Below are 25,749 nucleotides of genomic sequence, written 5' to 3'. Positions count from 1 at the left end.
GGAATTTAGGGTCGCAAATGCGCGTTAAGGGGTCGGGACAATGATAGTGCAATGGGAAACGGGGCTCTCCGAGTCCGGAGAGCCCCGTCGCCCAAGGTGCTTAAGAAGCCACGCTGCCCGCCGGTCCGCGCTCTGGCGGCGGCGTCCGGGGCATGTCTTCAGGGCCGGCGGTCAATGACCTGGTCGATCAGGCCATAACCCTTGGCCTCAGCCGCAGACATGAAGTAGTCACGCTCGGTGTCGGCCTGGATCTTCTCCAGCGGCTGCCCGGTACGTTCAGCCAGGATGCGGTTGAGCTGCTCGCGGGTCTTGAGGATCTCGCGTGCGTGAATTTCTATGTCGGTAGCCTGACCCTGCGCGCCGCCCAACGGCTGGTGGATCATGACCTTCGAATTGGGCAGGGAGAAGCGCTTGCCCTGGGCACCCGCCGCCAGCAGGAAGGCGCCCATGCTGGCCGCAATACCCATACAAAGCGTGGACACGTCAGGCTTGATGAACTGCATCGTGTCGTAGATCGACATGCCCGCGCTCACACTGCCGCCCGGCGAGTTGATGTAAAGCGAGATGTCCTTGTCCGGGTTCTCACTCTCCAGGAACAACAGCTGCGCCACCACCAAGTTGGCCGTCTGGTCGTTGACCGGCCCCACCAGGAAGATCACCCGCTCGCGCAGCAGCCGGCTGTAGATGTCGTAGGCACGCTCGCCGCGGCCCGATTGCTCAATGACGATGGGCACCATGCCCAGGTTGTTCGTATCCAACGCACTCATGAGGATTGTCCTTGCAGGGGGAGGTTCCGCGACGATTATGTCGTGAAGAAAACAAGGGCGCCGGCCTTGCGGCACGGCGCCCTGCGACCCGCTAGAAGGCGAGGCTTAACCAGCCATCAGCTCCTCGAAGGGCAGCTGCTTGTCGGTGACCTTGGCCTGGCCCAGCACGAAGTCGGTGACGTTGTTCTCGATCACCACCGCCTCCACCTCGGCCATGCGCTGGCGGTCGCTGAGATACCACCGCACCACCTCAGCCGGGTTCTCGTAGCTCTGCGCCATCTCCTCGATGTGCGCCTGCAGCTGCTCGGGCTTGGCTTGCAGATTGTTCGCACGCACCAGCTCCGCTACGACCAAACCCAGGCGCACGCGCTTCTCGGCTTGCGGCTGGAAGATCTCGGCCGGGATCGGTGCCTTGTCGGCATCCTTGATGCCGCGCTGCTTGAGGTCGGCGCGGGCGCTTTGCGTCATGCGCTCGATCTCACTTTCCACCAGGGCCTTGGGCAGGTCCAGTTCGGCGGCAGCCACCAAGGCGTCCATTACGGCCGCCTTGTTCTTGGCCTGGACGCGGAACTTCACTTCGCGCTCCAGGTTCTTCTTCACGTCGGCACGCAGCGCCTCGACCGTGCCTTCAGCAATACCCAGCGACTTGGCGAACTCCTCGTTCACCTCGGGCAGGTGCTGCTGCTCGATCTTCTTCATCGTGACCAGGAAGTCGGCTTCCTTGCCCGCGACGTCCTTGCCGTGGTAGTCCTCGGGGAACTGCAACGGGAAGGTCTTGCTCTCGCCGGTCTTCATGCCGCGCACCGCCTTGTCGAACTGCTCCAGCATCTGGCCTTCGCCGATGATGAACTGGAAGCCTTCAGCCTTGCCGCCGGCAAAAGGCTCGCCGTCGATCTTGCCTTCGAAGTCGATGGTGACGCGGTCGCTCTCGGCAGCGCCCTCCTCAGCGGCACGCTCGGAGAAGCTACGGCGCTGCTTGCGCAGGATGTCGATGGTCTTGTCGATAGCGGCGTCGCTGACCTCGGTGGAGACGCGTTCGACCTCGGCGGCCGACAGGTCACCGATCTTCACCTCCGGGTAGACCTCGAAGGTGGCGTCGAAGGCCAGCTGGCCCTCGCCCGCTTCTTCTTTCTGCGTGATCTTCGGGGCCCCGGCCACGCGCAGCTTGGCCTCGGTGGCGGCGTTGGCGAAAGCCTCGCCAACCTTGTCGTTCATGACCTCGTACTGCACCGAGAAACCGTAGCGCTGGGCCACCACGCTCAGCGGCACCTTGCCCGGGCGGAAGCCGTCGGCCTTGACGGTGCGCGAGAGCTTCTTCAAGCGCGACTGCACCTCGTTGTTGATGGCGTCCGCGGGCAGCGTCAGCGTGATGCGGCGCTCCAGCTTGTCGAGGGTTTCCACTTGGACGGTCATGATCTCGTGCTCTTTCGTTGCTTGTGTGGTGCGCGGGGCCGGACTCGAACCGGCACGCCATCGCTGGCGTCAGGACCTAAACCTGGTGCGTCTACCAATTTCGCCACCCGCGCCGTTGTCCCAGCAGTGCCGCCCGAGCGAGGCCGGCATTGCGCAGTGATTCGGGGAGGGTAAAGACAGGCCATTGCTGACCCGTCCTCCCTAAGAACCGAACGTGCGGCTTTCACCGCATTCGGCTCAAGCACAGCAAAGGCGTTCGGATCGAACCCGCGATTCTAGCGGACCCGACGAATGCCCTATGCCTCAAGCCGAAGCCGGCCTCGCAACCGATAGCCCGAGGGCGCGCAGTCGCGTAGGGCAGCCGGGGCAACTGCGCTTGGTTGGATGGGGAATCCACCCCGCCCGCCACCCGGGGGAGCAGAGGGTGGCCGTGCTACCCCGTCTGCGCTTGCCGCACAGGTCCTCGCCAGACGCGTCCCATTTCGGTCCGAAGGGGTTGAAGTCTTTTCTGACGTTCACGTGCCGGTCGATCTGCGTATCGGCCAACCGGTACAGATGCAGCGACACCGGTTCTGCATCCACAAACCGCCTGCCGGGCGCAAAGAACTCGGCATGGACAATCGCGGCCGTGAGCATCGACCACTACGAGAATTTTCCTGTCGCCTCCGTGCTGTGTCCGCCGGCGCTGCGCCCGGCTGTGATCGCCATCTACATCTTCGCGCGCACTGCCGACGACCTGGCCGACGAGGGCGACGCGTCACCCGCTCGACGCTTGGCAGACTTGGCCGCCTACCGCACCGAGCTGGAGCGCTGCGCCGCTGGCGAAGCGCCAAACGATGCGCGCTGGCGCAATGTCTTCGAGTCGCTGGCCAAGCAGATGCGGCACTTCTCGCTGCCCGCACAACCGCTGCGCGACCTGCTCACCGCCTTCGAACAGGACACGGGCAATCCCCGCTATCCGGACCGCGCCACGCTACTGGACTACTGTCGCCACTCGGCCAATCCGATCGGGCGGCTGCTGCTTCATCTCTACGGCGTACAGGACCGCGCGGCGCTGGCGCAGTCCGATGCCATCTGCAGCGCGCTGCAACTGATCAATTTCTGGCAGGACCTGAGCGTGGACCTGCCGCGCGGCCGGCACTACGTGCCGCTGGCCGACGCGGCGCGCCATGGCTTGACGCTGGAACTGCTGCAGGCCCAACGCGACACGGCCGCCACGCAGGCTCTGGTGCGCGAGCTCTGCGGCTGGGCCCGGACGTTGATGCTGTCGGGCGCGCCGCTGGTGCACCGCCTGCCGGGGCGTGCGGGCTGGGAGTTGCGGCTGGTGGTGCAGGGTGGGCTGCGCATCCTTGAGAAAATCGAACGGATGAATCACGCCACCCTCGCCCGCCGCCCCAAGCTGGAGGCTTTCGATGCGCCGCGCCTGCTGTGGCGCGCCCTGGGCATGCACGCCTTCGGCTCGGCCGGGAGCCGAGCATGACGCCGCAGCAGTACGTGCATGACAAGGCGGCAGCCAGCGGCTCGTCTTTCTATTACGCCTTCCGTTTCCTGCCGCCGGCGCGGCGCAAGGCCATCACGGCCTTCTATGCCTTTTGCCGTGAGGTGGACGACGTGGTGGACGAGGCGCACGACCCCGGCGTGGCTGCCACCAAGCTGGCTTGGTGGCACCAGGAGGTGAAGTCCTCCTTCGCCGGCAAGCCGTCCCACCCGGTGATGCGCGCACTCATGCCGCACGCGCCGGATTACGGCATCGAAGCGCAGCAACTTCATGCCGTCATCGAGGGCTGCGAGATGGACCTGCAGCAGACGCGCTACCTCGATTTTCCGTCGCTGCAGCGCTATTGCCACCTGGTGGCAGGCATCGTCGGCGAAGTAGCTGCCAACATCTTCGGCCGCACGCAGCCGCAGACGCTGCAGTACGCCCACCGCCTCGGGCTGGCGATGCAGCTCACCAACATCATCCGCGACGTGGGCGAGGACGCGCGGCGTGGCCGCATCTACTTGCCCGTGAACGAGCTGCAGCGCTTCGATGTGAAGGCCCACGAGCTTCTCAAGCGCGAGGCGCCATGGGGCTACAGCGACCGCTTCACGGCGCTCATGCGCTTCCAGGCCGAGCGCGCGCACAGGCTTTATGACGAGGCCCTGGCCCTGCTGCCCGGCGAAGACCGACGGGCGCAGCGGCCCGGGCTGATGATGGCCCACATCTACCGCACGCTGCTGCGTGAGATCGAAGCTGCGGACTTCCAGGTGCTGCACCAGCGCATCTCGCTCACACCCTTGCGCAAAGTCTGGATCGCCATGCGCACCAACTGGCAGGCGCGCTGATGGCCGCAGCATCTCGGCCTCACACCGCAGTGCGGCCGCTGGATGTGGGCGTCATCGGTGGGGGCTGGGCCGGCATCGCAGCGGCCGTCGAGGCAGTGACGCTTGGGCATCGCGTCACGCTGTTCGAGATGGCGCCACGACTGGGCGGTCGGGCCCGCGCCCTGCCCGATGGCGTGCTCGACAACGGCCAGCACATCCTCATCGGCGCCTACCGGCAGACGCTTTCGCTCATGCGCTGCGTGGGTGTGGAGCCCGAGCAAGTGCTGCAGCGCCTGCCGCTGGCGTTGGTGACCCCGGATGGCCGCGGCCTGCGCTTGCCACCAGGCCCGCCGCTGGCGACGTTCGGCTGGGCCGTGCTGCGCCGCCAAGGCTGGAGCGCCGGAGAGCGGCTACGGCTGCTGGCCACGTCGCTGCGCTGGATGGCCCTGCGCTTCCGCTGTTCGCCGTCCTGGAGCGTGGCCCAACTCTGTGCCGGGCTGCCGCGGCGGGTACGGACTGACCTGATCGATCCGCTGTGCGTGGCCGCGCTCAATACGCCGGCCGAGCGTGCCAGTGCCGCGGTGTTCCTGCGCGTGTTGCGGGATGCGCTCTTCGGTGGGCAGGGTGCGGCCGACCTGCTGCTGCCGCGGCGCCCGCTGTCCGCGCTGCTGCCGGACCCAGCTGGCCACTGGCTGCGCCGCCGGGGCGCCACACTGCATGTCGCCACCCGCGTGCAGAGCCTCGCACGCGAAGCGGATGCCTGGCATGTGCAGGGCCAGCGCTTCGATGCGCTGGTGCTGGCGGCCAGCGCAGCCGAGGCCGCACGACTGGCGCAGCCGCTGGCACCGGACTGGGCGACACGCACGGCGGCATTGCGCTATGAGCCCATCGTCACCGTGTACTTGGAAAGTCGGGGCAGCCGGCTGGCCCTGCCCATGGTGCAGCTGCACGAATCGGCCAGTGCTCCAGCACAGTTTCTGTTCGATCACGGCGCGCTGAGCGGTATGCCGGGCTGTTTTGCCGCCGTCATCAGTGGGGCAGCTCCCTGGACCGAGCGTGGGCTTCCGGCAACAGGTGAAGCCGTGCGCGCCCAATTGCAACGTGACTTCCCGGCCGGGACTTGGCACGAACCACCCCGCGTGAAGCGGATCGTGGCCGAACGGCGCGCTACCTTTGCATGCACGCCCCTGCTGCAACGCCCACCGGCCCGTATCGCACCCGGGCTTTGGGCTGCCGGCGACTATGTGGAGGGTCCCTATCCGGCCACGCTGGAAGGCGCGGTACGGGCCGGCGTCACTGCTGCTCAAGCCCTCGACGGCGCACATTGACACGCCAAGACCCAGGCGTGACCGGCTGCACACCCGGGAAAGCCCTGGGCTGCCATATCAGGCAGCAAAGTGAATTTTCGCGATGCAAAATATCGCCATCCCAAGCACAATCGGCGCCATGCAGAAGAAGGAAGTCCAGACGCCCACCATCCAGGTCCTGGAGCGCAGTTTTGCCCTGCTGGATGTACTGGCGGCGCATCGCGACCCGGTTTCGCTCAAGGAAATCAGCGAGCGCACCGGACTGCATCCGTCCACGGCGCACCGTATCCTCAATGACCTTGCGGCTGGACGCTTCGTGGACCGGCCCGAGGCGGGCAGTTACCGGCTGGGCATGCGCTTGCTGGAACTGGGCAACTTGGTCAAAGCACGGCTGGACGTCAGGGATGCGGCGCTGGGTCCGATGCGCGAGTTGCATCGGCTCACGCACCAGACGGTCAATCTGTCAGTACGCCAGGGCGACGAAATTGTCTATATCGAGCGCACCTACAGCGAGAGATCCGGCATGCAGGTGGTGCGTGCCGTAGGCGGACGGGCACCGCTGCACCTGACCTCCGTCGGCAAGCTGTTCCTGGCTCACGATGAGCCTCAGCGTGTGCGGGCCTATGCGGCACGTACGGGCCTGGCGGGTCATACGCGCAACAGCATCACGGAGCTGACACGCCTGGAGCGCGAACTTGCCAACGTGCGCCAGCAAGGCGTGGCGCGCGATGATGAAGAACTGGAGCTGGGGGTGCGCTGCATGGCTGCCGGTATCTACGACGATCAGAACCAGCTCGTGGCGGGACTGTCGCTGTCAGCACCCTCCGATCGGCTGGAAGAAGGTTGGATCGAGCGTATCAAGTCCACCGCCGCCGAGATTTCCCGCGCGCTGGGCCAGCAGTCCAGACAGAGCTGAGCCGCCACCGCGCCGGTCCGCAGCACCGCTGGAAATGAAAAAGGCCTGTCCATCTAGACAGGCCTTTTGCCAGGAAACAGAACGGCTCGCGGCCGGAAACCGGCTCGCTGTGCTCGTCAGCCGCCGGTCGGCACCACGGCCTTGATGCCGTCAGCGCCCTGCATCAACCATTTGCGCAGGCGCTCGGCATCGCCGATCCGGGAATATTTGCCCGCGGAATCCAGCAGCACCATGATGAGCTTGCGGCCGGCCAGATCAGCCTGCATCACGAGGCAGCGGCCGGCCTCAGAGATGTAACCCGTCTTCTGCAGGCCGATGTCCCAGCTGCCGCTACGCACCAACCCGTTGGTGTTGTGGAACTGAATCTGGCGGCTGCCGACCGCCACTGCATGTTCGGGCGAGGTTGAGAATTCACGCAGGATTTGGTGACCGTGCGCGGCCTTGACCAGCACGGCCAGATCCCGGGCGCTGGACTGATTGCGGCTGGACAGCCCGGTCGGCTCAGCGTAGTGGGTGTCGTCCATACCCAGCTCGCGGGCCTTGCGGTTCATGGCCGCCACAAAGGCTTCCAACCCACCGGGGTAGTGCCGTCCGAGCGCATTGGCGGCACGGTTCTCGGAGGCCATCAGTGCCAAATGCAGCATCTCGCCCCGCGGCAACCGGGTACCTACGGCCAGACGCGAGCTGCTGTTCTTTTCGGTGTCAACATCGTCCTGCGTGATGGTCAGGACCTCATCCAGCGACTGCTGGGCCTCCGTCACGATCAACGCCGTCATCAACTTGGTGATGGAGGCAATGGGCAGCACAGCTTGCGGGTTCTTGCTGAACAAGACCTCATTGGTGTCCTGATCCATCACCAGCGCGACGCTGGATTTCAGCTCCAGCGGATCGCTGGTGCTGTGCAGCCCATAAATCTGCCCGAAAGACTGGCGTGCCGGTGCGACCTCAGCCTCGATCACGCTGCGACGGGCGACTACCGTCCGCACCGCACGCGCCGTCTTGGACTTCTCCAGCTTCGCCTCCACGCGGGCCGCCGCCTTGCGCACCGGTTTTCGCCCAGCGGCTTCAGCGTCATGAGGCAGTGACAAAGTTGCACTGGCCAGCAAGGCCAGCGACCAACTCATCAGGCGAAGATTGTTAAGGCGACGCACGGTAATGCTTCCGGACTGCGGAGGCCGCAGAGTTTACGAGATGGAAAAAACATATGCAATATCAAAAACTTAGAGCAACTTCCTCAAGTTGAACATGCACATGCTTCGGTCTCTGCAGGCCAGCCGCCCCCACGCTAACCCTGTGCTGCTACGCGCTCCGCCTGACTGTGCAGCTTGTTCAGAGCCGACAGATAGGCCTTGGCCGAGGCGATGACGATGTCGGGGTCCGCCCCGACCCCGTTGACCACCCGGCCACCGAGTTGCAGCCGCACCGTCACCTCTCCCTGCGATTCTGTGCTGCCTGAGGTGATGGCATTGACCGAATACAGCAACAGTTCGGCACCACTTCTTACTTTCGACTCAATGGCTTTGAGGCTGGCATCCACCGGTCCATTGCCTTCGCTCTCCGCATGGTGCTCCTGCTCTCCGGCGGCGAACACCACACGAGCGCAGGGCCGCTCGCCAGTTTCGGAGCGCTGAGCCAACGAAAGCAGCCGGTAATGCTCATGCTCGCTGGTAACGCTCTCGTCGCCCAGCAGCGCGATGATGTCCTCGTCGAAGATCTCGCTCTTGCGGTCCGCCAAGTCCTTGAAACGTGCGAAGGCGGCATTGAGCTCGGATTCCGACTCCAACTCCACGCCCAGTTCCTGCAACCGCTGGCGGAAGGCGTTGCGGCCTGAGAGCTTGCCCAACACGATCTTGTTGGCGCTCCAGCCCACATCCTCGGCGCGCATGATTTCGTAGGTGTCGCGCGCCTTGAGCACGCCGTCCTGGTGGATGCCGCTGGCATGCGCGAAGGCATTGGCCCCCACCACCGCCTTGTTGGGCTGCACCACGAAGCCGGTGGTCTGCGCCACCAGGCGCGAGGCCGGCACGATCTGAGAGGTGTCGATGCCCACGTCCAGGCCGAAGTAGTCGCGCCGCGTCTTCACGGCCATGACCACTTCTTCCAGCGAGGTGTTGCCCGCGCGCTCGCCCAGGCCGTTGATGGTGCACTCCACTTGACGCGCGCCGCCGATCTTCACGCCGGCCAGCGAGTTCGCCACCGCCATGCCCAGGTCGTTGTGGCAGTGCACCGACCACACCGCCTTGTCCGAATTCGGCATCCGCTCGCGCAGCGTGCGGATGAAATCGCCGTAGAGCTCGGGAATGGCGTAGCCCACCGTGTCCGGCACGTTGATCGTGGTGGCGCCCTCCTCGATCACCGCTTCCAGCACGCGGCACAGGAAGTCCGGGTCGGAGCGGTAGCCGTCCTCGGGCGAGAACTCGATGTCCGGACACAGGTTACGCGCAAAGCGCACCGCCAGCCGCGCCTGCTCCAGCACCTGCTCGCGCGTCATGCGCAGCTTCTTCTCCATGTGGAGTTCGCTGGTGGCAATGAAGGTGTGGATGCGCGAGCGCGGCGCCTCCTTCAACGCCTCGGCGGCACGGGAGATGTCGCGGTCGTTGGCACGCGCCAGCGAGCACACCGTGGCCTCACGGATGTGCGAAGCGATGGTGCGCACGGCCTCGAAGTCCCCCGGGCTGGCGGCGGCGAAGCCGGCCTCGATCACGTCCACGCGCAGGCGCTCGAGCTGGCGTGCGATGCGCAGCTTCTCGTCACGGGTCATGGAGGCGCCGGGCGACTGCTCGCCGTCGCGCAACGTGGTGTCAAAAATGATCAGCTTGTCGCTCATGTCCGTGCCTCCTTCAGGCAGCCTGTTCCTGCACCGCTCCGGCGTCTGCCACGACACCGGCGCGCGCCAGCCCCGACAGCAGCGCCTTGAGCGAGGCGTTGACGATGTTGGCGTCGATACCCGCGCCGAAGAACACCTGCGTGCCCGCGCGCAGCTCGATGTAGGCGGCCGCGCGCGCCTGTGCGCCGGCGCCCAGCGCATGCTCGTGGTAGTCCAGCACCTGCAGGTCCGCGCCGGTGTGGGCGCGCAGCGCAGTCACGAAGGCGTCCACCGGGCCGTTGCCCTCGCCATGCAGCAGCAGCGCCCGGCCTTCGAGCGCGGCCTGGGCCTGCACGTGCATCCGGCCCTCACCCGCCTCCTCCAGCCGCACGGCGCCCAGCGCCACGCGCTCCAGGCGGTACTCGCGGTCGAACAGCGACCACAGGTCAGCGGCGCTGAGCTCACGGCCTTCAAGGTCCATCACCTGCTGCACGCGGCGGCTGAACTCCATCTGCAGCCTGCGCGGCAGCACCAGGCCATATTCCTTCTCCAGCAGGTAGGCGATGCCGCCCTTGCCCGACTGGCTGTTGACGCGGATCACCGCCTCGTAGCTGCGGCCCAGGTCCTGCGGGTCAATCGGCAGGTAGGGCATGTCCCACAGGTCCCCTTCCTGGCGCGCGGCGAAGGCCTTCTTGATCGCGTCCTGGTGCGAGCCGGAAAAGGAGGTGTAGACCAAGTCGCCCACGTAGGGATGGCGCGCGGGTATCGGCAGCTGGTTGCAGTGTTCGACCGTGCGGCGGATGTCGTCGATGTCCGAGAAGTCCAGCTGCGGCGCCACGCCCTGCGTGTACAGGTTGAGCGCGACGTTGACGAGATCCAGATTGCCCGTGCGCTCGCCGTTGCCGAAAAGGCAGCCTTCTAGCCGGTCGGCGCCGGCCATGAGGGCCAGCTCCGCCGCCGCGGTGCCGGTACCGCGGTCGTTGTGCGGGTGCACCGACAGCACGATGGCATCGCGTCGCGCCAAGTGCCGGTGCATCCACTCCACCATGTCGGCGAAGACGTTGGGCGTGGAGTGCTCGACGGTGGAGGGCAGGTTGATGATGCACCTGCGCTGCGGCGTTGGCCCCCACTCGGCGGTGACGGCATCGACCACGCGCTTGCAGAACTCCAGTTCGGTGCCGGAGAACATCTCGGGCGAGTACTGGAAGGTCCAGGCCGTCTCGGGCCGCGCCTCGGCCAGCTCGCGCACGAGCCGCGCGTGGCTGGCGGCCAGTTCCACGATGCCGTCCTCATCCAGCCCCAGCACCACGCGGCGCATCAGCGGCGCAGTGGCGTTGTAGAAGTGCACGATGGCGCGCGGTGCACCGGCCAGGGCCTCGAAGGTGCGGCGGATCAGCGGCTCGCGCGCCGGCGTGAGCACCTGGATCGTGACGTCCTCCGGAATGAGCTCCTGCGCGATGAGCTGGCGCACGAAGTCGAAGTCCGCCTGCGAAGCCGAGGGAAAGCCCACCTCGATCTCCTTGAAGCCGATGTCCACCAGCGCGCTGAACAGGCGCAGCTTGCGCGCCGGGTCCATGGGCTCGATCAGCGCCTGGTTGCCGTCGCGCAGGTCCACGCTGCACCACACCGGCGCGCGGGTGAGTACCGCGTCCGGCCAGGTGCGGTCGGCCAGCCGCACGGGTGCGAAGGCACGGTATTTCCGGGCGGGGTCAGACAACATCGGCATCGGGATCTCCTGGGAAAACGAAGACTCGCAGCCACGGAAAAATGCAAACGGCCCGCTGCGAGACGCTGGCGGGCCGTTGATCCGTAGGTAGGGACGAAGTCGATCAGCGCGCCCGCGGCACTCCTAGAAGCAGTAGCGAAAAAGCGCGGCGGGACGACATCGAACCAATATAGCACGCCCCTTCGGGGGCACCCCGAATGGGGTTGTCTATCGCGCCCATAACGTGCAGGACACGCGACGGCGGCTAGCGGTGCAACCCGGCTTCGTCCGGCTCGTCGGTGGAGGTGGCGATCACGCTCACCGGCTTGCCCTTGCTGCGCTTGTAGACGTACACCGCGTAACCCGAGAAGCCGTACACCACGAACAGCGCGAACAGCACCATCGGCGGGTGGATGTTGATCACCGCGATGCCCAACGCGATGGCGACGATGACGATGAAGGGCACCGTGCGTTTGAAGCTCACGTCCTTGAAGCTGTAGAAGGGCACGTTGGTGACCATGGTCAGCCCCGCGTACAGCGTCAGCGCGAAGGCGGTCCAGCGCAGCCACTGCACGCTCCAGGCGTCGCGCCAGCCGGCCGAGTCCATGACCCAGATGAAGCCGATGATCAGCGCCGCCGCGGCCGGACTGGGCAGGCCCTGGAAGAAGCGCTTGTCCACCACGCCGATGTTGGTGTTGAAGCGCGCCAGGCGCAGCGCCGCACCGGAGCAGTAGACGAAGGCGGCGATCCAGCCCAGCTTGCCCAAGCCCTTGAGCGCCCACTCGTACACGATGAGCGCCGGCGCGGCGCCGAAGCTGACCATGTCGGAGAGGCTGTCCATCTGCTCGCCGAAGGCGCTCTGCGTGTTGGTCATGCGCGCCACGCGGCCGTCCAGGCTGTCGAGCACCGCGGCGCAGAAGATGCCGATGGCCGCCTGCTCGAAGCGGCCTCCCATGGCCATCACCACGGCGTAGAAACCGCCAAACAGTGCCGCCAGCGTGAACAGGTTGGGCAGGATGTAGATGCCTTTGCGGCGCGGGCGCGGCGGCTCGTGCACTTCCGCGTCCTCCATCTCGCGATCGGGCAACGCGTCGCTCATGCGGCGGCGGCGCGGCCGCCCGGGCCACGCTTGGGGGATCGATTTTTCATGCGCGGGAGGATACCTGAACGAAAAAAGCCGCCCGAAGGCGGCTTTCATATCGTGGAATGAGGACCGCGATCAGTTGCGGCTCTTGTCCACCATCTTGTTGGCCTTGATCCAGGGCATCATGGCGCGCAGCTTCTCGCCGACCTGCTCGATCGGGTGCTCGGCGGTCAGGCGGCGGCGCGAGATCAGGGTCGGGGCGCCGGCCTTGTTCTCCAGGATGAAGCTCTTGGCGTACTCGCCGGTCTGGATGTCCTTGAGGCACTGGCGCATGGCGTTCTTGGTCTCCTCGGTCACCACGCGCGGGCCGGTGACGTACTCGCCGTACTCGGCGTTGTTGGAGATCGAGTAGTTCATGTTGCCGATGCCGCCTTCGTAGATCAGGTCCACGATCAGCTTGAGCTCGTGCAGGCACTCGAAGTAGGCCATCTCGGGCGCGTAGCCGGCTTCCACCAGCGTCTCGAAGCCGGCCTTGATCAGCTCCACGGTGCCGCCGCACAGCACGGCCTGCTCGCCGAACAGGTCGGTCTCGGTCTCTTCGCGGAAGTTGGTCTGGATGATGCCGGCCTTGCCGCCGCCGTTGGCCGCGGCGTAGGACAGGGCCAGGTCGCGCGCGCGGCCGGTCTTGTCCTGGTACACGGCGATCAGGTGCGGCACGCCGCCGCCCTGGGTGTAGGTGTGGCGCACGGTGTGGCCGGGGGCCTTCGGAGCCACCATCCACACGTCCACGTCCTCGCGCGGCACGACCTGGCCGTAGTGGACGTTGAAGCCGTGGGCGAAGGCCAGCGAGGCGCCGGGCTTGAGGTTCGGGGCCACCTCGGCGTTGTAGACGCCGGCGATCTGCTCGTCGGGCAGCAGGATCATGACCACGTCGGCTTCCTTGACCGCGTCGGCGATCTCGGCCACCTTCAGGCCGGCCTTCTCGGCCTTGACCCAGGACGCGCCGCCGCGGCGCAGACCCACCGTGACGCGCACGCCGCTGTCGTTGAGGTTCAGCGCGTGGGCATGGCCCTGCGAGCCGTAGCCGATGATGGTGACGTTCTTGCCCTTGATCAGGCTCAGGTCCGCGTCCTTGTCGTAGTAGACGTTCATGTGGTGCTTCCTAGGTGGGGTTCTCGAAGGCGTGAAGGGTGAGACGTGAAGCGTGCGGACGCTGGAACAGCAAGGTGCGAAGCGCGGCGGCTCCGCTCACCCTTCACTCTTCACGCTTCACAGGGGAAAAGGCTCTGGGCCCGTGCGGACTCAGACGCGCAGGATGCGCTCGCCGCGGCCGATGCCGCTGGCGCCGGTGCGCACCGTCTCCAGGATGGCGCCACGGTCCAGCGCCTGCAGGAAGGCGTCGAGCTTGCCGCTGTCGCCGGTGAGCTCCACGGTGTAGCTCTTGTCGGTGACGTCCACGATGTGGCCGCGGAAGATGTCGGCGGTGCGCTTGATCTCCTCGCGCTCCTTGCCCACGGCGCGCACCTTCACCAGCATGAGCTCGCGCTCGATGAAGCTGCCCTCCGTGAGGTCCACCACCTTCACCACCTCGATGAGGCGGTTGAGGTGCTTGGTGATCTGCTCGATCACGTCGTCGCTGCCGGTGGTGACGATGGTCATGCGCGAGAGCGAGGCGTCCTCGGTGGGCGCGACGGTCAGGCTCTCGATGTTGTAGCCGCGCGCCGAGAACAGCGCGACGACGCGCGACAGGGCGCCGGGTTCGTTCTCCAGCAGCAGCGCAATGATGTGTTTCATGGCTTCGTTCCTCGTGCTCTTCAGCGCCGGCGGCGGTAACCGACGGGCCTTGGCGACGCTTCTCGAATCAAAGGAAAGGAAAAGGCAGACCGGTGCCGCGACGCCGGCGGCAGCAGAAGCGCGGTAACGCCCTGCCCCGCGCGCGGCGCGCGTCAGCGCCGGTCCATCACAGGTCTTCGGAGCCCAGCAGCATCTCGGAGATGCCCTTGCCCGCCTTGACCATCGGCCAGACGTTCTCGGTCGGGTCGGTGCGCACGTCCAGGAACACCGTGCGGTCGGTGAGGCGGATGGCCTCGCGCAGCGCGGGTTCCACGTCCGAGGGGCGCTCGATCTTGAGCCCCACGTGGCCGTAGGCCTCGGCCAGCTTCACGAAGTCGGGCAGCGCGTCCATGTAGCTGTGCGAGTAGCGGCCCTCGTAATCGAGCTCCTGCCACTGCCGCACCATGCCCAGGTAGCGGTTGTTGAGCGAGATGACCTTGACCGGCGTCTTGTACTGCTGGCAGGTCGAAAGCTCCTGGATGCACATCTGGATCGAGCCTTCGCCCGTGATGCAGAACACGTCGCTCTCGGGCTTGGCCAGCTTGATGCCCATGGCGTAGGGCAGGCCCACGCCCATGGTGCCCAGCCCGCCGGAGTTGATCCAGCGCCGCGGCTCCTCGAAGCCGTAGAACTGCGCGGCGAACATCTGGTGCTGGCCCACATCGGAGGTGATGTAGGTGTCGCGCCCGCGCGTGAGCTCGGCGAGCTTCTGCACCACGTACTGCGGCTTGATGACCTCGGTGCTGTTCTTGTAGGCCAGGCATTCGCGCTGGCGCCAGCCGTTGACCTGGCTCCACCACTGCGCCAGGGCCTGCGCGTCGGGACGCTGCTGGGCCTCGCGGATCTGGGCGATCAGCTCCTGCAGCACCTCCTTGACGTCGCCGACGATGGGGATGTCCACCTTGACGCGCTTGGAGATCGAGGACGGGTCGATGTCCACGTGGACGATCTTGCGCTCCACCGACGCGAAGTGCGCCGGGTTGCCGATCACGCGGTCGTCGAAGCGCGCGCCCACGGCCAGCAGCACGTCGCAGTGCTGCATGGTCATGTTGGCCTCGTAGGTGCCGTGCATGCCCAGCATGCCCAGGAACTTCGGGTCGCTCGCGGGAATGGCGCCCAGGCCCATGAGCGTGTTGGTGCAGGGAAAGCCCAGCAGGTCGGCCAGCTCGCGCAGCTCGGCCGCCGCGTTGGCCAGCACCACGCCGCCGCCGCTGTAGATGTAGGGACGCTTGGCCTGCAACAGCAGCTGCACCGCCTTGCGGATCTGCCCGCCATGGCCCTTGCGCACCGGGTTGTAGGAGCGCATCTCGACCTTGTCGGGATAGACGAAGGGCGCCGTCTTCAGCGACACGTCCTTCGGAATATCAACGACCACCGGGCCGGGACGGCCGGTGCGCGCGATGTGGAAGGCCTTCTTCAGCGTCAGGGCCAGGTCGCGCACGTCCTTCACCAGGAAGTTGTGCTTGACGATCGGGCGCGTGATGCCCACGGTGTCGCACTCCTGGAAGGCGTCCAGGCCGATCGCGGCCGTGGGCACCTGCCCGGTGATGATCACCATGGGAATGGAATCCATGTAGGCCGTGGCAATGCCGGTGACGGCATTGGTCACGCCCGGGCCCGAGGTCACCAGCGCCACGCCGACCTCGCCGGTGGCGCGGGCATAGCCGTCGGCCGCGTGCACGGCCGCCTGCTCATGGCGCACCAGCACGTGCTGGATGCTGTCCTGCTTGTAGAGCGCGTCGTAGATATAGAGCACCGAGCCGCCGGGATAGCCCCAGAGGTACTTGACACCCTCGGCCTGCAGGCTGCGGACGAGGATTTCGGAGCCGTTGAGCTCGGCGGAGGGGGATTGCGGTTGGGCCCGGAGGGCACCCTTGACTTCCGCGGCAGACATGTCCATGGAGAACCTTTGCGAATTTCTCTGACGAAAAACCATCGGTGTCCCTCCTCGCACCCTCGTGGGGCGGATTCGGAACCTGCGCGGTCAAAAACGAGACACCCGGGATCGGGCGGCGGCTTGAGACCAAAGAGCGTTGTGCGAACCGTCGATTATGGCATCACCGCTGCGTCAGGGTCTTGACTAACGGTTAGGTAGTGCTCACCGGCAGGCATAATCGCGCGCGTTTTGCCGCCGCCGGCTCCTTGCGTCTTGGCCTCAGACAAAGAACTTTCCGACTTCCTCGCCAGCGTCGAGAAGCGCGCTTTCAAGCGCACCGCCTACACCGTCCGTGACGAGGACGCGGCGCTCGACATCGTGCAGGACGCCATGATCCGGCTGGCGGAGAAGTACGCGGACCGGCCCGCCGCGGAGCTGCCGCTGCTGTTCCAGCGCATCCTCTCCAACGCCACGATGGACTGGTTCCGCCGCCGCAAGGTGCGCTCGGCGGTGGAGCACAACTTCTCGGCTTTCGAGGGCGGCGCGGATGACGACGACTTCGACCTGCTGGAGATGCTGGAAACGCAGGACGGCAGCCTGGGCGCCGATGGCGCGGACACCGAGGCGTCGCGGGCGCAGATGTTGCAAGTCATCGAGCACGAGGTGGCGCAGTTGCCCGCGCGTCAACGGGAAGCGTTTCTGCTGCGTTACTGGGAAGAACTCGATGTCGCCGAGACCGCGACGGTCATGGGCTGCTCCGAAGGCAGTGTCAAAACGCACTGTTCCAGAGCGGTGCATGCGCTGGCCAAGGCTCTGCGCGCCAAGGGAATTGCGCCATGAACGACTCCAGACCCCTCACGACCCTGCTTGACGCGCAAGCGCTCGAAGCACGCTTTGCGCTGCGCGTGACGGCCCGCCTGAGCGAACGGGCGTCCCACCAGCCCCACGCCATCGAAGAACGGTTGCGCTTTGCGCGCCAGCAGGCGCTGGAGCGCGCGCGCGCGCGGCGCAAGCCCGCGCCGGTCACCGCGCCGAGCGTGCAAGTCGTGGGCTCCACGCTGGCCCTGGGTGGCGGGGGCCCGCAGCGCAGCAGCTGGTGGGAGCGCGCGATGGCCACGGCGTTGCCGCTGGCGGTGCTGCTGGGCGGGCTGGCCTTGATCCAGTGGAACCAGACGCATGCCGAGATCGAGGCCGCCGTGCAGATCGACGCGGAGCTGCTGGTGGACGACCTGCCGCCCACGGCCTACAGCGACCCCGGCTTCGTCGAGTTCCTGCGCAAGCAGCAGGATCGCTGACACCGTGCCCATGCGCCCTCGCCGCAGGCATCTCGCTGTGCTGGCCGCGCCCGGCCTGGCGTGGGCGTTCGCCGTCGCCGCTCAGACCACGCCCACGCCGCCGGCCGCTGCCTCGACGGCACCGGGCGTGAAGACTCCGAGCGGAGAACGCTCGTCGTCCTGGGCCTCGCTGACGCCGGCGCAGCGCGCCACGCTGGCGCCGCTGCAGCGCGAGTGGGGCAGCATCGATCCGTCGCGCCAGCGCAAGTGGCTGGAGATCGCCATGCGATTTCCCCGGCTCTCGCCCGAGGAACAGCAGCGCGTGCAGCAGCGCATGACCGAATGGGCGCGCATGACGCCCGAGGAGCGTGGCCGCGCCCGGGTGCAGTTCCAGGAGACGCGCCAGCTCAGTCCCGAGCAGCGCCAGGCGGGCTGGGAGGCCTACCAGGCTTTGCCGCCTGAGGAAAAACGTGAATTGGCCCAGCGCGCCGTTCCGACGGTGCCGCGCGCCGGCGCGCCGGCCTCCGGACCCAGTACAAAATCGAACATCGTGCGGGTGCCGAGCGCGCCGCCCGTGCTCAAGCCGGTCGGACCGACGCTGATGCAAGTGGCGCCCGGCGCCACCACCACCAGCGTCACGCGCCCGCCCGCGCCGCCGCTGCACCAGCAACCCGGGCTGCCCAAGATGGCCGCCACCCCGAACTTCGTGGACAAGAACACCCTCCTGCCCAAGCGCGGCGTCCAGGCCGCCCCCGTCAGCGCACCGGCTGCTTCCCCAGCGGCAAGCCCGCAGTGAGCGCGGCCGCTCCCGCCGCGCCGCAGACCCCCGGTCTGCCGCGCCGCCTGGCCTGCATGGTCTACGAAGGCGTGCTGCTGTTCGGGGTGCTGATGCTCGCCGGCTTCGTCTATTCGACGCTGGCGCAGCAGCGCCATGCCCTGCAGGGGCGCCAGGGCCTGCTGGCCTTCCTGTTCGTGGTGCTGGGCCTGTACTTCGTGTGGTTCTGGTCGCATGGCGGCCAGACCGTGGCGATGAAGGCCTGGCACATCCGCCTGGTGGACGCCCACGGCCAGCCCGTGTCGCCCAAGCGGGCCCTGTGCCGCTATCTGTTGAGCTGGATCTGGTTCCTGCCTGCCCTGGTGGCGGCACAGCTGGCCCACCTCACTCATTCCGCCGGCACGATCTTCGGCTTGCTGAGCGCCGGCGTGCTGGCCTATGCCCTGCTGGCACTGGTGCAGCCGCGGCGCCAGTACTGGCATGACCATCTGTGCGGCACGCAACTCGTCATCTCGCGCCCGGCGCCGCGCAAGAAACGCTGATGGACACCCAGGACCCCTCCCCCGCGCCCGGCACAATCGCGCCGATGACCAACCCGCACAAGGGACGTACCGGCCTGGACCGGGTGCTGCGCGCGACCCGCCACTCCCTGGAAGGGCTCAAGACCGCCTACCTGGGCGAACAGGCCTTCCGCCAGGAAGTCTGGCTGGCCGCGGTGCTGCTGCCGCTGGGACTGTGGCTGGGCCGCACCTGGGCCGAGACCGCGCTGCTGCTGGGCTCGGTGCTGCTGGTGCTCATCGTCGAGCTGCTGAACTCGGGCATCGAGGCCGCCATCGACCGTGTCTCGCTGGAGCTGCACGAGCTCTCCAAGCGCGCCAAGGACCTCGCCAGCGCGGCGGTGTTCCTCTCGCTGGTGCTGTGTGCCGGCGTCTGGCTGTCGGCGTTGTGGCGTGCCGCCCTGGGCGGCTGAGGGCCGCCAGACCCTGAGCGGCAGGCCGGTTCGACCGGCCTTTTTCATGCCCCCATCGTCCGCCCGGCTCACCCGCAACAGGCGGCCCGCCCATCAGCCGGCCCGAGACAGCGGCCTCTGCTCGCGCGCGGAGCCGGAGGGCTGCGCACGCACGACCTCCAGTTGCTGCAGTGGCAGGCGCAGCGAGCGGCTGCGCGCCGCCGGCCCGGCGCCGACACGCCCCATGAACACCGCCTGGCGCAGCGCCTGCGGCCCCAGCAGCGTCTCCAGCCGCTGCACGGCGCGGGCGGTTTCGGCCTCCAGGCCGGGCTGCGTCGTGAACGGCCGCTGCTCGCGCAGGTAGCGCCCGAAGATCAGCGGCGTGGTGGCCGGTTGCAGGTTCAATCCCAGGTGGGTGGCCGTCAGCCAGAAGCGCTGCACGGCCCGCCCGGCCGCGACATGGTCGTCGATGGTGCGCGGCTCGCGCGAGGCCAAGAGCACGAAGTGCGCCGCGCAGGCCACGCCGGGGAGCAAGTCCATCTGCAGCCGCGGCGCCGCGGTGCCCGCCAGGTAGCGGTTGAAGAAGCGCACCCGCTCCCAGCTGCCCAGCACGAAGCGCATCAGCCTCGCCGTGACGGCATCCACGCCCAGGGCCTGGTCCGGCACCCGGTCGATGCTGAAGCGCGCCTTCCACTCGATGATGTCGCGGTGCACCCGGTAGGCCTCGGGCATGCTCAGCCGCACCTTGGCGATGGCACTCAGCAGCCGGGCCATGGCCAGCCGCTGGCTGAAATCCTCCCGCCACAGCACGCGGCCATGCGGCGCCACGGCCGCTTCGAGCGCCCGCTTCTCCTGCGCCGTCAGCCGCCGCGTGCTCATGGCGCGGCGCTGCACGCTGCGCCGCTCGATGCTGCCCAGCAGCGGATCGGGCCGCACGCCGGCATCGGGCGTGAAGCGCAGCTCGAAGGTCGGGCGCCCGGTGGGCGCCTCGCTGCGGCGCCGAGCCTGCATGGCCAGGCCCTGCCCGGACGCGGCGATGGCCATGGTTTCGAGCAAGGTCCCCAGCGAGAGCTCGCTGGCATGGCCGTCCAGGTCGTAGACGCAATGTCCGCGGGTGTCGAAGCCGTGCACCACCACGTGATGCGCATCCACCACCTCGAAGCGCCAGGGCTGCGTGTTGTCGCCGCTGGGCGCCCAGCGTGCGAGATCCAGGATGGCGCGGAGATTGTGTTCAGTGGGCATGCTGCACCCTCAATGCCGCCATGCGGCGGCGTCCGATCGACAAGGCCAGGCGCTGCAGCGGATGGCGGTGGCCTCCCGGGCGCCAAGTGCGCACGAAACGGCCCAGATAGGCATCGAAATGCAGGCCGTGGGGCGCAGCCCAGACCTTGCCGCGTCCCAGCAGGATCTTGAGCGCCTCGGTGGCCGCCATCCCGGCCGCCAACTGGCAGCCGATGATGGTGGACGGGCCGCGCCGCTCGGCCAGGTTCAGCGCCGTCGGGTCCACCAGGTAGCGGCTGTGCAGCCCGGCCGGCGCCAGGCCGACCAGGAAGCGCAGCGCCTTTTCATCCTCGTCGTGCGCACCCCAGCCGAAATAATCCTCAAAGGACATGCCACCCGGCGTGAAATTCAATACCGCCGAACCCATGCCCAAGGGTGCGGCGGTACAGGCTGGAATATTTTTCTCCCGGCAGGCCGCAAATACCATTTGACGCGCCGAGAATGCGAAAAAATCCAGCCCATCGATATACAAATCGATGCCTCCCAAAAAGTCCCCGATATTGTCGCTATTCACCCCCTGGCCGAACACCTGAATATCCAGGGCCGGGTTGATGTCGAGCGCCATGGCCTTCAGCACCTCGGCCTTGGGCCGCTGCAGACTGGACACCGTGGCGCCGACCTGGCGATTGAAATTCACGACGTCAAAGACATCGAAATCGGCAATATGGAAGGACCCGATTCCCAGACGCGCCAGCGTCAGCAAATGCACGCCCCCCACACCGCCCATGCCGGCAATGGCCACCCGTTTGCCGCGCAAGGCGGCCTGCTCGGACCGCGTCACCCAGCCTATATTCCGGGAAAAGGCATTCTCATAATCGAACTGAGCATCCATACTTCAAGCGGAACTCACCGGCTTATTTTCGCAGCGGGCACTGTAGGCCAGGAGGCCGCTGTAACAAGCCCGATAAAGGCCAAGGAATTCACGCTTGAGGCCGCCAAGCCGGCGCAGGGCTCCGTCCTGCAGGTCGTGCGCTCGCACAGCCCGCGCCCTTCACCGGGCGCGCCGATGTGCGCAGGCACATCGGCTGGTCCTGGCTCAACCGACCACGCGCAGCGCCTTGACGAAGCCTTCGACCTTGCGGCCGCGCTTGGCGCGCTTGGCCACATAGGAGGCCACGCCCGCCCAGCGCAGCGTCTCTTCCTTGGCCTTGCCGCCTCGGCCGCTGCCCATCACGGTCAGCGACTCGCCGAAGGTGGCCGCCGACAGCAGCGGCTCCTTGGCATCGACCTCCATGAGGATCAGGCCCCGCCCGCCGCCGGGCTGCAGCTTGAGCTCGTCGCGCCCGAACACCAGCAGCCGCCCGTCCAGGCTCAAGCAGGCGACCTGCTTGTGCTGCGGCTGCACCACCGAGGGCGGCAGCAGGAGCTCCTGGTCCTCCAGCGTCAGGAAGGCTTTGCCGGCGCGGTTGCGGCCCTGCAGGTCGCTCACGCGCGCCATCAGCCCGAAGCCGCCGGTGTGGGCCAGCAGCAGCGTGGTGGCGGCGGCCCCGGCGAAGTAATGCGCCGGCTGCGTGCCCGGCTCCAGGTCGATGAGGCTGGTGATGGGCACGCCGTCGCCGCGCCCGCCCGGCAGCTGCGACACCGCCACCGAGTACACCCGCCCGCTGCCCTTGGCCGCGCTGCCGAACACCAGCAGCGTGTCCACGCTGCGGCAGGGGAAGACGCCGTAGAGCGAGTCGCCGGACTTGAAGCCCAGCGTGGCGGCGTCGATCTCGTGGCCCTTGAGCGCGCGCACCCAGCCCTTGAGGCTGACCACCACCGTCACCGGCTCGTCGGCTACCTTGAGCTCGACGCTGGCGCGCTTGTCGGCCTGGATCAGCGTGCGGCGCTCGTCGCCGAAGGTTTTGCTGTCGGCCTCGATCTCCTTGATCACCGTGCGCTTGAGCGCCTGTGGCGTGGCCAGGATGCCTTCGAGCTTTTCCTGCTCCGCGCGCAGCTGCTTGAGCTCCTGCTCGATCTTGATGGCTTCCAGCCGCGCCAGCTGGCGCAGCCGGATTTCGAGGATGTCCTCGGCCTGCCGGTCACTGAGTCTGAAACGCTCGATCAGCGCCGGCTTGGGCTCGTCGGCGTGGCGGATGATGCGGATCACCTCGTCGATGTTGAGCAGCACGAGCTGCCGGCCTTCGAGCACGTGGATGCGGTCCAGCACCTTGTCCAACCGGTGCCGCGTGCGCTTCTGCACCGTGTCGAGGCGGAAGCCGATCCACTCCAGCAGCACCTGGCGCAGGCTCTTCTGCGTGGGGCGGCCATCGGCGCCGACCATGGTCAGGTTCATGGGCGCGCCGCCTTCCAGGCTGGTGTGCGCCAGCAGCACGGTCATGAACTCCTGCTGCGACACCGTGCGGCTCTTGGGCTCGAACACCAGGCGCACCGGCGCGTCCTTGCTGGACTCGTCGCGCACCGTGTCCAGCACCCCCAGCACGGTCTGCTTGAGCTGCAGCTGCTCGGCCGTGAGCGCCTTCTTGCCGGCCTTGACCTTGGGGTTGGTCAGCTCCTCGATCTCTTCGAGCACCTTCTGCGCGCTGGCGCCCGGCGGCAGCTCGGTGACGACGATCTGCCACTGCCCGCGCGCCAGGTCCTCGACCTTCCAGCGCGCGCGCACCTTGAGGCTGCCGCGGCCCGACGCGTAGGCGTCGCGGATCTCGGCCGGGCTGCTGATGATCTGGCCGCCGCCGGGGAAGTCGGGGCCCGGCAGCAGCGTGAACAGGTCCTCGTCGGACAGCGCCTCGTTCCTGATCAGTGCCACCGCGGCGGCCGCCACCTCGCGCAGGTTGTGGCTGGGCACCTCGGTGGCCAGGCCCACGGCGATGCCCGAGGCGCCGTTGAGCAGCACGAAGGGCAGCCGCGCCGGCAGCTGCTTGGGCTCGGAAGTGGAGCCGTCGTAGTTGGGCACGAAGCTGACCGTGCCCTCGTCGATCTCGTCGAGCAGCAGCCGCGTGATGGGTGCCAGCCGCGCCTCGGTGTAGCGCATGGCGGCGGCACCGTCGCCGTCGCGGCTGCCGAAGTTGCCCTGGCCGTCGATGAGCGGGTAGCGCTGGGAGAAGTCCTGCGCCATGCGCACCAGGGCGTCGTAGGCGGCGGTGTCGCCGTGCGGGTGGTAGCGGCCCAGCACGTCGCCCACCACGCGCGCGCTCTTCACGGGCTTGGGGCCGGCGGCGGTGGTGAAGGACAGCCCCATGCGCTGCATCGCGTACAGGATGCGGCGCTGCACCGGCTTCTGGCCGTCGCACACGTCGGGCAGGGCGCGGCCCTTGACCACGCTGAGCGCGTACTCCAGGTAGGCCTGCTGCGCGTAGTGCGCCAGGGTGATGGCGTCGCCCGCGGCACCGCCGCCGTCGCCGCCGCCGCTGTTGAAGTCAAGCGTGCTTTGATCCATCTCGTTTTCAGTCAGCCCTCGCAGGCCACGGGCCGCGGGTGCCACAGCACTCGCGGCCGGTCATTAAGTCGGAAGGGGCCGGGCGTCAGACGTCGACTTCGACCGCATCCCCATGCAGTTCCATGAGTTCGCGCCGTGCCGCAGCTTCCCCTTTGCCCATCAGCTTGGTCAGCCACTGGGTGGTGGCGGCGAAGTCGAGCTGGCCCAGGGCCGCGGGCAGCAGCCGCCGCGTGTCCGGGTTGAGCGTGGTTTCCCACAGCTGCTCGGCGCTCATCTCGCCCAGGCCCTTGAAGCGGCTGATGGCCCACGAGCCCTCGCGCGCGCCTTCCTTGCGCAGCTTGTCGAGCATGGCCTCGAGCTCGCCCTCGTCCAGCGCGTAGAGCTTGGCCGCGGGCTTCTTGCCGCGCGCGGGCGCGTCGATGCGGAACAGCGGCGGCTTGGCCACGAACACATGCCCCTTCTCGATGAGCTTGGGGAAGTGGCGGAAGAACAGCGTGAGCAGCAGCACCTGGATGTGCGAGCCGTCCACGTCCGCGTCCGAGAGGATGCAGACCTTGCCGTAGCGCAGCCCGGAGAGGTCGGGCTCGTCGCCCGGGCCATGCGGGTCCACGCCCACGGCCACGGCGATGTCGTGGATCTCGTTGTTCTTGAACAGCAGGTCGCGCTCGACCTCCCAGGCGTTGAGCACCTTGCCGCGCAGGGGCAGGATGGCCTGCGTTTCCTTGTCGCGGCCCATCTTGGCGCTGCCGCCGGCGCTGTCGCCCTCGACCAGGAACAGCTCGTTGAGCGTCAGGTCGCGGCTCTCGCAGTCGGTGAGCTTGCCCGGCAGCACCGCCACGCCGGAACCCTTCTTCTTCTCGACCTTCTGCGCCGCGCGCTGGCGCGTCTGCGCCTGCTTGATCACCAGCTCCGCCAGCTTCTTGCCGTGCTCCACATGCTGGTGCAGCCACAGCTCCAGCGCCGGCTTGACGAAGGCCGACACCAGCCGCAGCGCGTCGCGCGAATTGAGCCGCTCCTTGGTCTGGCCCTGGAACTGCGGGTCCAGCACTTTGGCCGAGAGCACGAAGCTCGCGCGCGAGAACACGTCGTCGGGCATGAGCTTGACGCCCTTGGGCAGCAGGCCGTGCAGGTCCACGAAACCCTTCACGGCGCCGAACAGGCCGTCCTTGAGGCCGGCCTCGTGCGTGCCGCCGGCCACGGTGGGAATGAGGTTGACGTAGCTCTCGCGCAGCGTGCCGCCCTCCTCCGTGAAGGCCACGCACCAGGCCGCGCCCTCGCCCTCGGCGAAGTTCTCGGTTTCGGCCGGCGTGGCGTAGCGCTCGCCCTCGAACAGCGGGATCAGCGGGTCCGCGGCCAGGCTTTGCTGCAGGTAGTCGCGCAGGCCGCCCTTGTAGAGCCACTCCAGCGTCTCGCCGCTCTTTTCAATGTGCAGCGTCACGCTCACGCCGGGCATCAGCACGGCCTTGCTGCGCAGCAGGTGAATGAGTTCCTGGCGCGGCAGCTCGGAGCTCTCGAAATACTTGGGATCGGGCCACACGCGCACGCGCGTGCCGGACTTCTTCTCGGCCGCCACGGCCTTGCGCAGCGCCAGCGGCTCGATGACGTCGCCGCCGCTGAAGGCCAGGCTCGCCGCCTTGCCCTCGCGCCAGACCTCGACCTGCAGCCGCGTGGCCAGCGCGTTGGTCACGCTCACGCCCACGCCGTGCAGGCCGCCGGAGAAGCTGTAGGCGCCGCCGGCGCCCTTGTCGAACTTGCCGCCGGCGTGCAACCGGGTGAAGACGATCTCCAGCACCGGCACGCCCTCCTCGGGGTGCAGGCCGAAGGGAATGCCGCGGCCGTCGTCCTCGACGGAGACGGAGGCGTCGGCATGCAGCGTCACGGCGATGCGTTTGCCATGGCCGGCCAGGGCCTCGTCGGCGGCGTTGTCGATCACCTCCTGCACGATGTGCAGGGGGTTGTCGGTGCGGGTGTACATGCCCGGCCGCTGCTTGACGGGCTCCAGCCCCTTGAGCACACGGATCGAGCCTTCGCCGTAAGTCGCGGCGGGGGTCGTGCTTCTTGTTGCCATCGGGCGATTGTAGGG

22 protein-coding genes and 1 tRNA gene are annotated in these 25,749 nt (G+C 67.5%); 9 read left to right on the top strand and 14 right to left on the bottom strand.

Translation table 11 applies throughout. The features are described from left to right. Window positions 1-158 precede the first annotated feature (158 nt). From clpP to HHL10_RS04505, 3 genes are all read right to left on the bottom strand, one after another. The gene (gene clpP / locus HHL10_RS04515) at window positions 159-767 is read right to left on the bottom strand and encodes an ATP-dependent Clp endopeptidase proteolytic subunit ClpP (RefSeq protein WP_169159139.1); all 609 of its coding nucleotides are present in this window, start codon (window positions 765-767) and stop codon (window positions 159-161) included. Window positions 768-872: 105 nt separating this feature from the next. Beyond that, window positions 873-2,180: a trigger factor gene (tig, locus tag HHL10_RS04510; RefSeq protein WP_169159138.1), complete on the bottom strand. Its 1,308-nt coding sequence runs from the start codon at window positions 2,178-2,180 to the stop codon at window positions 873-875. A gap of 26 nt (window positions 2,181-2,206) precedes the next feature. Further along, window positions 2,207-2,293 (bottom strand) — tRNA-Leu (locus HHL10_RS04505). A 515-nt stretch (window positions 2,294-2,808) separates the two neighbouring features. Between HHL10_RS04505 and hpnC the strand changes: the two genes are divergently transcribed. The 4 genes from hpnC (at window position 2,809) to HHL10_RS04485 (ending at window position 6,707) form a co-directional block, all read left to right on the top strand. Then, window positions 2,809-3,660, top strand: a complete 852-nt coding sequence (gene hpnC, locus HHL10_RS04500; protein ID WP_310734522.1) for a squalene synthase HpnC — start codon at window positions 2,809-2,811, stop codon at window positions 3,658-3,660. Then, window positions 3,657-4,505, top strand: coding sequence for a presqualene diphosphate synthase HpnD (gene hpnD / locus HHL10_RS04495; protein WP_169159136.1), 849 nt, complete (start codon window positions 3,657-3,659; stop codon window positions 4,503-4,505). Before hpnC ends, hpnD begins: the two co-directional genes overlap by 4 nt. Continuing rightward, on the top strand, window positions 4,505-5,812 hold the full coding sequence (hpnE, locus tag HHL10_RS04490) for a hydroxysqualene dehydroxylase HpnE (RefSeq protein ID WP_205832907.1): 1,308 nt from the start codon (window positions 4,505-4,507) through the stop codon (window positions 5,810-5,812). Before hpnD ends, hpnE begins: the two co-directional genes overlap by 1 nt. 118 nt (window positions 5,813-5,930) lie before the next feature. Continuing rightward, window positions 5,931-6,707 (top strand): IclR family transcriptional regulator, encoded by a 777-nt coding sequence (locus HHL10_RS04485; protein ID WP_169159324.1) that lies wholly within the window; start codon window positions 5,931-5,933, stop codon window positions 6,705-6,707. A 116-nt stretch (window positions 6,708-6,823) separates the two neighbouring features. On the opposite strand, the gene pbpG is transcribed toward HHL10_RS04485, so the two are convergent. The 7 genes from pbpG to HHL10_RS04450 form a co-directional block, all read right to left on the bottom strand. Beyond that, window positions 6,824-7,831, bottom strand: a complete 1,008-nt coding sequence (pbpG, locus tag HHL10_RS04480; protein WP_169159135.1) for a D-alanyl-D-alanine endopeptidase — start codon at window positions 7,829-7,831, stop codon at window positions 6,824-6,826. Window positions 7,832-7,992: 161 nt separating this feature from the next. After that, window positions 7,993-9,534 carry a 2-isopropylmalate synthase gene (locus HHL10_RS04475; protein WP_169159134.1) on the bottom strand — a complete coding sequence of 514 codons (1,542 nt, stop codon included), beginning with the start codon at window positions 9,532-9,534 and terminating at the stop codon, window positions 7,993-7,995. 13 nt (window positions 9,535-9,547) lie between these two features. Then, window positions 9,548-11,233: a 2-isopropylmalate synthase gene (leuA, locus tag HHL10_RS04470; RefSeq protein ID WP_169159323.1), complete on the bottom strand. Its 1,686-nt coding sequence runs from the start codon at window positions 11,231-11,233 to the stop codon at window positions 9,548-9,550. A 250-nt stretch (window positions 11,234-11,483) separates the two neighbouring features. After that, window positions 11,484-12,317, bottom strand: a complete 834-nt coding sequence (locus HHL10_RS04465) for a CDP-alcohol phosphatidyltransferase family protein (protein ID WP_510528607.1) — start codon at window positions 12,315-12,317, stop codon at window positions 11,484-11,486. Between the two features lie 120 nt (window positions 12,318-12,437). Next, on the bottom strand, window positions 12,438-13,454 hold the full coding sequence (ilvC, locus tag HHL10_RS04460) for a ketol-acid reductoisomerase (RefSeq protein ID WP_169159133.1): 1,017 nt from the start codon (window positions 13,452-13,454) through the stop codon (window positions 12,438-12,440). A 150-nt stretch (window positions 13,455-13,604) separates the two neighbouring features. Beyond that, window positions 13,605-14,096 carry an acetolactate synthase small subunit gene (ilvN, locus tag HHL10_RS04455; RefSeq protein ID WP_169159132.1) on the bottom strand — a complete coding sequence of 164 codons (492 nt, stop codon included), beginning with the start codon at window positions 14,094-14,096 and terminating at the stop codon, window positions 13,605-13,607. Between the two features lie 166 nt (window positions 14,097-14,262). Continuing rightward, entirely contained in the window at window positions 14,263-16,035 is a 1,773-nt protein-coding gene (locus HHL10_RS04450; protein ID WP_169159131.1) for an acetolactate synthase 3 catalytic subunit, read from the bottom strand. A 249-nt stretch (window positions 16,036-16,284) separates the two neighbouring features. Between HHL10_RS04450 and HHL10_RS04445 the strand changes: the two genes are divergently transcribed. The 5 genes from HHL10_RS04445 to HHL10_RS04425 all read left to right on the top strand — a co-directional run bounded on the left by HHL10_RS04445 (window position 16,285) and on the right by HHL10_RS04425 (window position 19,030). After that, window positions 16,285-16,851 (top strand): RNA polymerase sigma factor, encoded by a 567-nt coding sequence (locus tag HHL10_RS04445; protein ID WP_169159130.1) that lies wholly within the window; start codon window positions 16,285-16,287, stop codon window positions 16,849-16,851. After that, entirely contained in the window at window positions 16,848-17,306 is a 459-nt protein-coding gene (locus tag HHL10_RS04440; protein WP_169159129.1) for a DUF3619 family protein, read from the top strand. Before HHL10_RS04445 ends, HHL10_RS04440 begins: the two co-directional genes overlap by 4 nt. Before the next feature lie 127 nt (window positions 17,307-17,433). Next, window positions 17,434-18,081, top strand: coding sequence for a DUF3106 domain-containing protein (locus tag HHL10_RS04435; RefSeq protein ID WP_310734521.1), 648 nt, complete (start codon window positions 17,434-17,436; stop codon window positions 18,079-18,081). Beyond that, window positions 18,078-18,602, top strand: a complete 525-nt coding sequence (locus tag HHL10_RS04430; protein ID WP_310734520.1) for an RDD family protein — start codon at window positions 18,078-18,080, stop codon at window positions 18,600-18,602. The genes HHL10_RS04435 and HHL10_RS04430 overlap by 4 nt, the downstream gene beginning before the upstream one ends. Further along, entirely contained in the window at window positions 18,602-19,030 is a 429-nt protein-coding gene (locus HHL10_RS04425) for a diacylglycerol kinase (RefSeq protein WP_375138934.1), read from the top strand. Before HHL10_RS04430 ends, HHL10_RS04425 begins: the two co-directional genes overlap by 1 nt. A 93-nt stretch (window positions 19,031-19,123) precedes the next feature. On the opposite strand, the gene HHL10_RS04420 is transcribed toward HHL10_RS04425, so the two are convergent. The 4 genes from HHL10_RS04420 to HHL10_RS04405 all read right to left on the bottom strand — a co-directional run bounded on the left by HHL10_RS04420 (window position 19,124) and on the right by HHL10_RS04405 (window position 25,734). Continuing rightward, entirely contained in the window at window positions 19,124-20,251 is a 1,128-nt protein-coding gene (locus HHL10_RS04420) for a nitroreductase family protein (RefSeq protein WP_169159128.1), read from the bottom strand. Beyond that, window positions 20,241-21,122, bottom strand: a complete 882-nt coding sequence (locus tag HHL10_RS04415; RefSeq protein ID WP_169159127.1) for a ThiF family adenylyltransferase — start codon at window positions 21,120-21,122, stop codon at window positions 20,241-20,243. Before HHL10_RS04415 ends, HHL10_RS04420 begins: the two co-directional genes overlap by 11 nt. Window positions 21,123-21,326: 204 nt before the next feature. Beyond that, window positions 21,327-23,666 (bottom strand): DNA topoisomerase IV subunit A, encoded by a 2,340-nt coding sequence (gene parC / locus HHL10_RS04410; RefSeq protein ID WP_169159126.1) that lies wholly within the window; start codon window positions 23,664-23,666, stop codon window positions 21,327-21,329. A gap of 85 nt (window positions 23,667-23,751) precedes the next feature. Then, on the bottom strand, window positions 23,752-25,734 hold the full coding sequence (locus HHL10_RS04405; protein ID WP_169159125.1) for a DNA topoisomerase IV subunit B: 1,983 nt from the start codon (window positions 25,732-25,734) through the stop codon (window positions 23,752-23,754). Window positions 25,735-25,749 lie beyond the last annotated feature (15 nt).

This window comes from Azohydromonas caseinilytica (assembly GCF_012927045.1).
GTDB lineage: Bacteria > Pseudomonadota > Gammaproteobacteria > Burkholderiales > Burkholderiaceae_C > Azohydromonas > Azohydromonas caseinilytica.
The sequence above is the reverse complement of the archived record's forward strand: the minus strand, read 5'-3'. Positions and strand labels throughout refer to the sequence as shown.

Excerpts from the sequence above, each read along its gene's own strand:
- ilvN (WP_169159132.1), bottom strand. The coding sequence starts at position 14,096 with ATGAAACACATCATTGCGCTGCTGCTGGAGAACGAACCCGGCGCCCTG.
- HHL10_RS04440 (WP_169159129.1), top strand. The coding sequence starts at position 16,848 with ATGAACGACTCCAGACCCCTCACGACCCTGCTTGACGCGCAAGCGCTC.
- HHL10_RS04485 (WP_169159324.1), top strand. The coding sequence starts at position 5,931 with ATGCAGAAGAAGGAAGTCCAGACGCCCACCATCCAGGTCCTGGAGCGC.
- ilvC (WP_169159133.1), bottom strand. The coding sequence starts at position 13,454 with ATGAACGTCTACTACGACAAGGACGCGGACCTGAGCCTGATCAAGGGC.
- tig (WP_169159138.1), bottom strand. The coding sequence starts at position 2,180 with ATGACCGTCCAAGTGGAAACCCTCGACAAGCTGGAGCGCCGCATCACG.
- HHL10_RS04415 (WP_169159127.1), bottom strand. The coding sequence starts at position 21,122 with ATGGATGCTCAGTTCGATTATGAGAATGCCTTTTCCCGGAATATAGGC.
- hpnD (WP_169159136.1), top strand. The coding sequence starts at position 3,657 with ATGACGCCGCAGCAGTACGTGCATGACAAGGCGGCAGCCAGCGGCTCG.
- HHL10_RS04425 (WP_375138934.1), top strand. The coding sequence starts at position 18,602 with ATGGACACCCAGGACCCCTCCCCCGCGCCCGGCACAATCGCGCCGATG.
- parC (WP_169159126.1), bottom strand. The coding sequence starts at position 23,666 with ATGGATCAAAGCACGCTTGACTTCAACAGCGGCGGCGGCGACGGCGGC.
- HHL10_RS04405 (WP_169159125.1), bottom strand. The coding sequence starts at position 25,734 with ATGGCAACAAGAAGCACGACCCCCGCCGCGACTTACGGCGAAGGCTCG.
- clpP (WP_169159139.1), bottom strand. The coding sequence starts at position 767 with ATGAGTGCGTTGGATACGAACAACCTGGGCATGGTGCCCATCGTCATT.
- leuA (WP_169159323.1), bottom strand. The coding sequence starts at position 11,233 with ATGTTGTCTGACCCCGCCCGGAAATACCGTGCCTTCGCACCCGTGCGG.
- HHL10_RS04465 (WP_510528607.1), bottom strand. The coding sequence starts at position 12,317 with ATGAGCGACGCGTTGCCCGATCGCGAGATGGAGGACGCGGAAGTGCAC.
- hpnE (WP_205832907.1), top strand. The coding sequence starts at position 4,505 with ATGGCCGCAGCATCTCGGCCTCACACCGCAGTGCGGCCGCTGGATGTG.
- pbpG (WP_169159135.1), bottom strand. The coding sequence starts at position 7,831 with ATGAGTTGGTCGCTGGCCTTGCTGGCCAGTGCAACTTTGTCACTGCCT.
- HHL10_RS04450 (WP_169159131.1), bottom strand. The coding sequence starts at position 16,035 with ATGGACATGTCTGCCGCGGAAGTCAAGGGTGCCCTCCGGGCCCAACCG.
- HHL10_RS04420 (WP_169159128.1), bottom strand. The coding sequence starts at position 20,251 with ATGCCCACTGAACACAATCTCCGCGCCATCCTGGATCTCGCACGCTGG.
- HHL10_RS04475 (WP_169159134.1), bottom strand. The coding sequence starts at position 9,534 with ATGAGCGACAAGCTGATCATTTTTGACACCACGTTGCGCGACGGCGAG.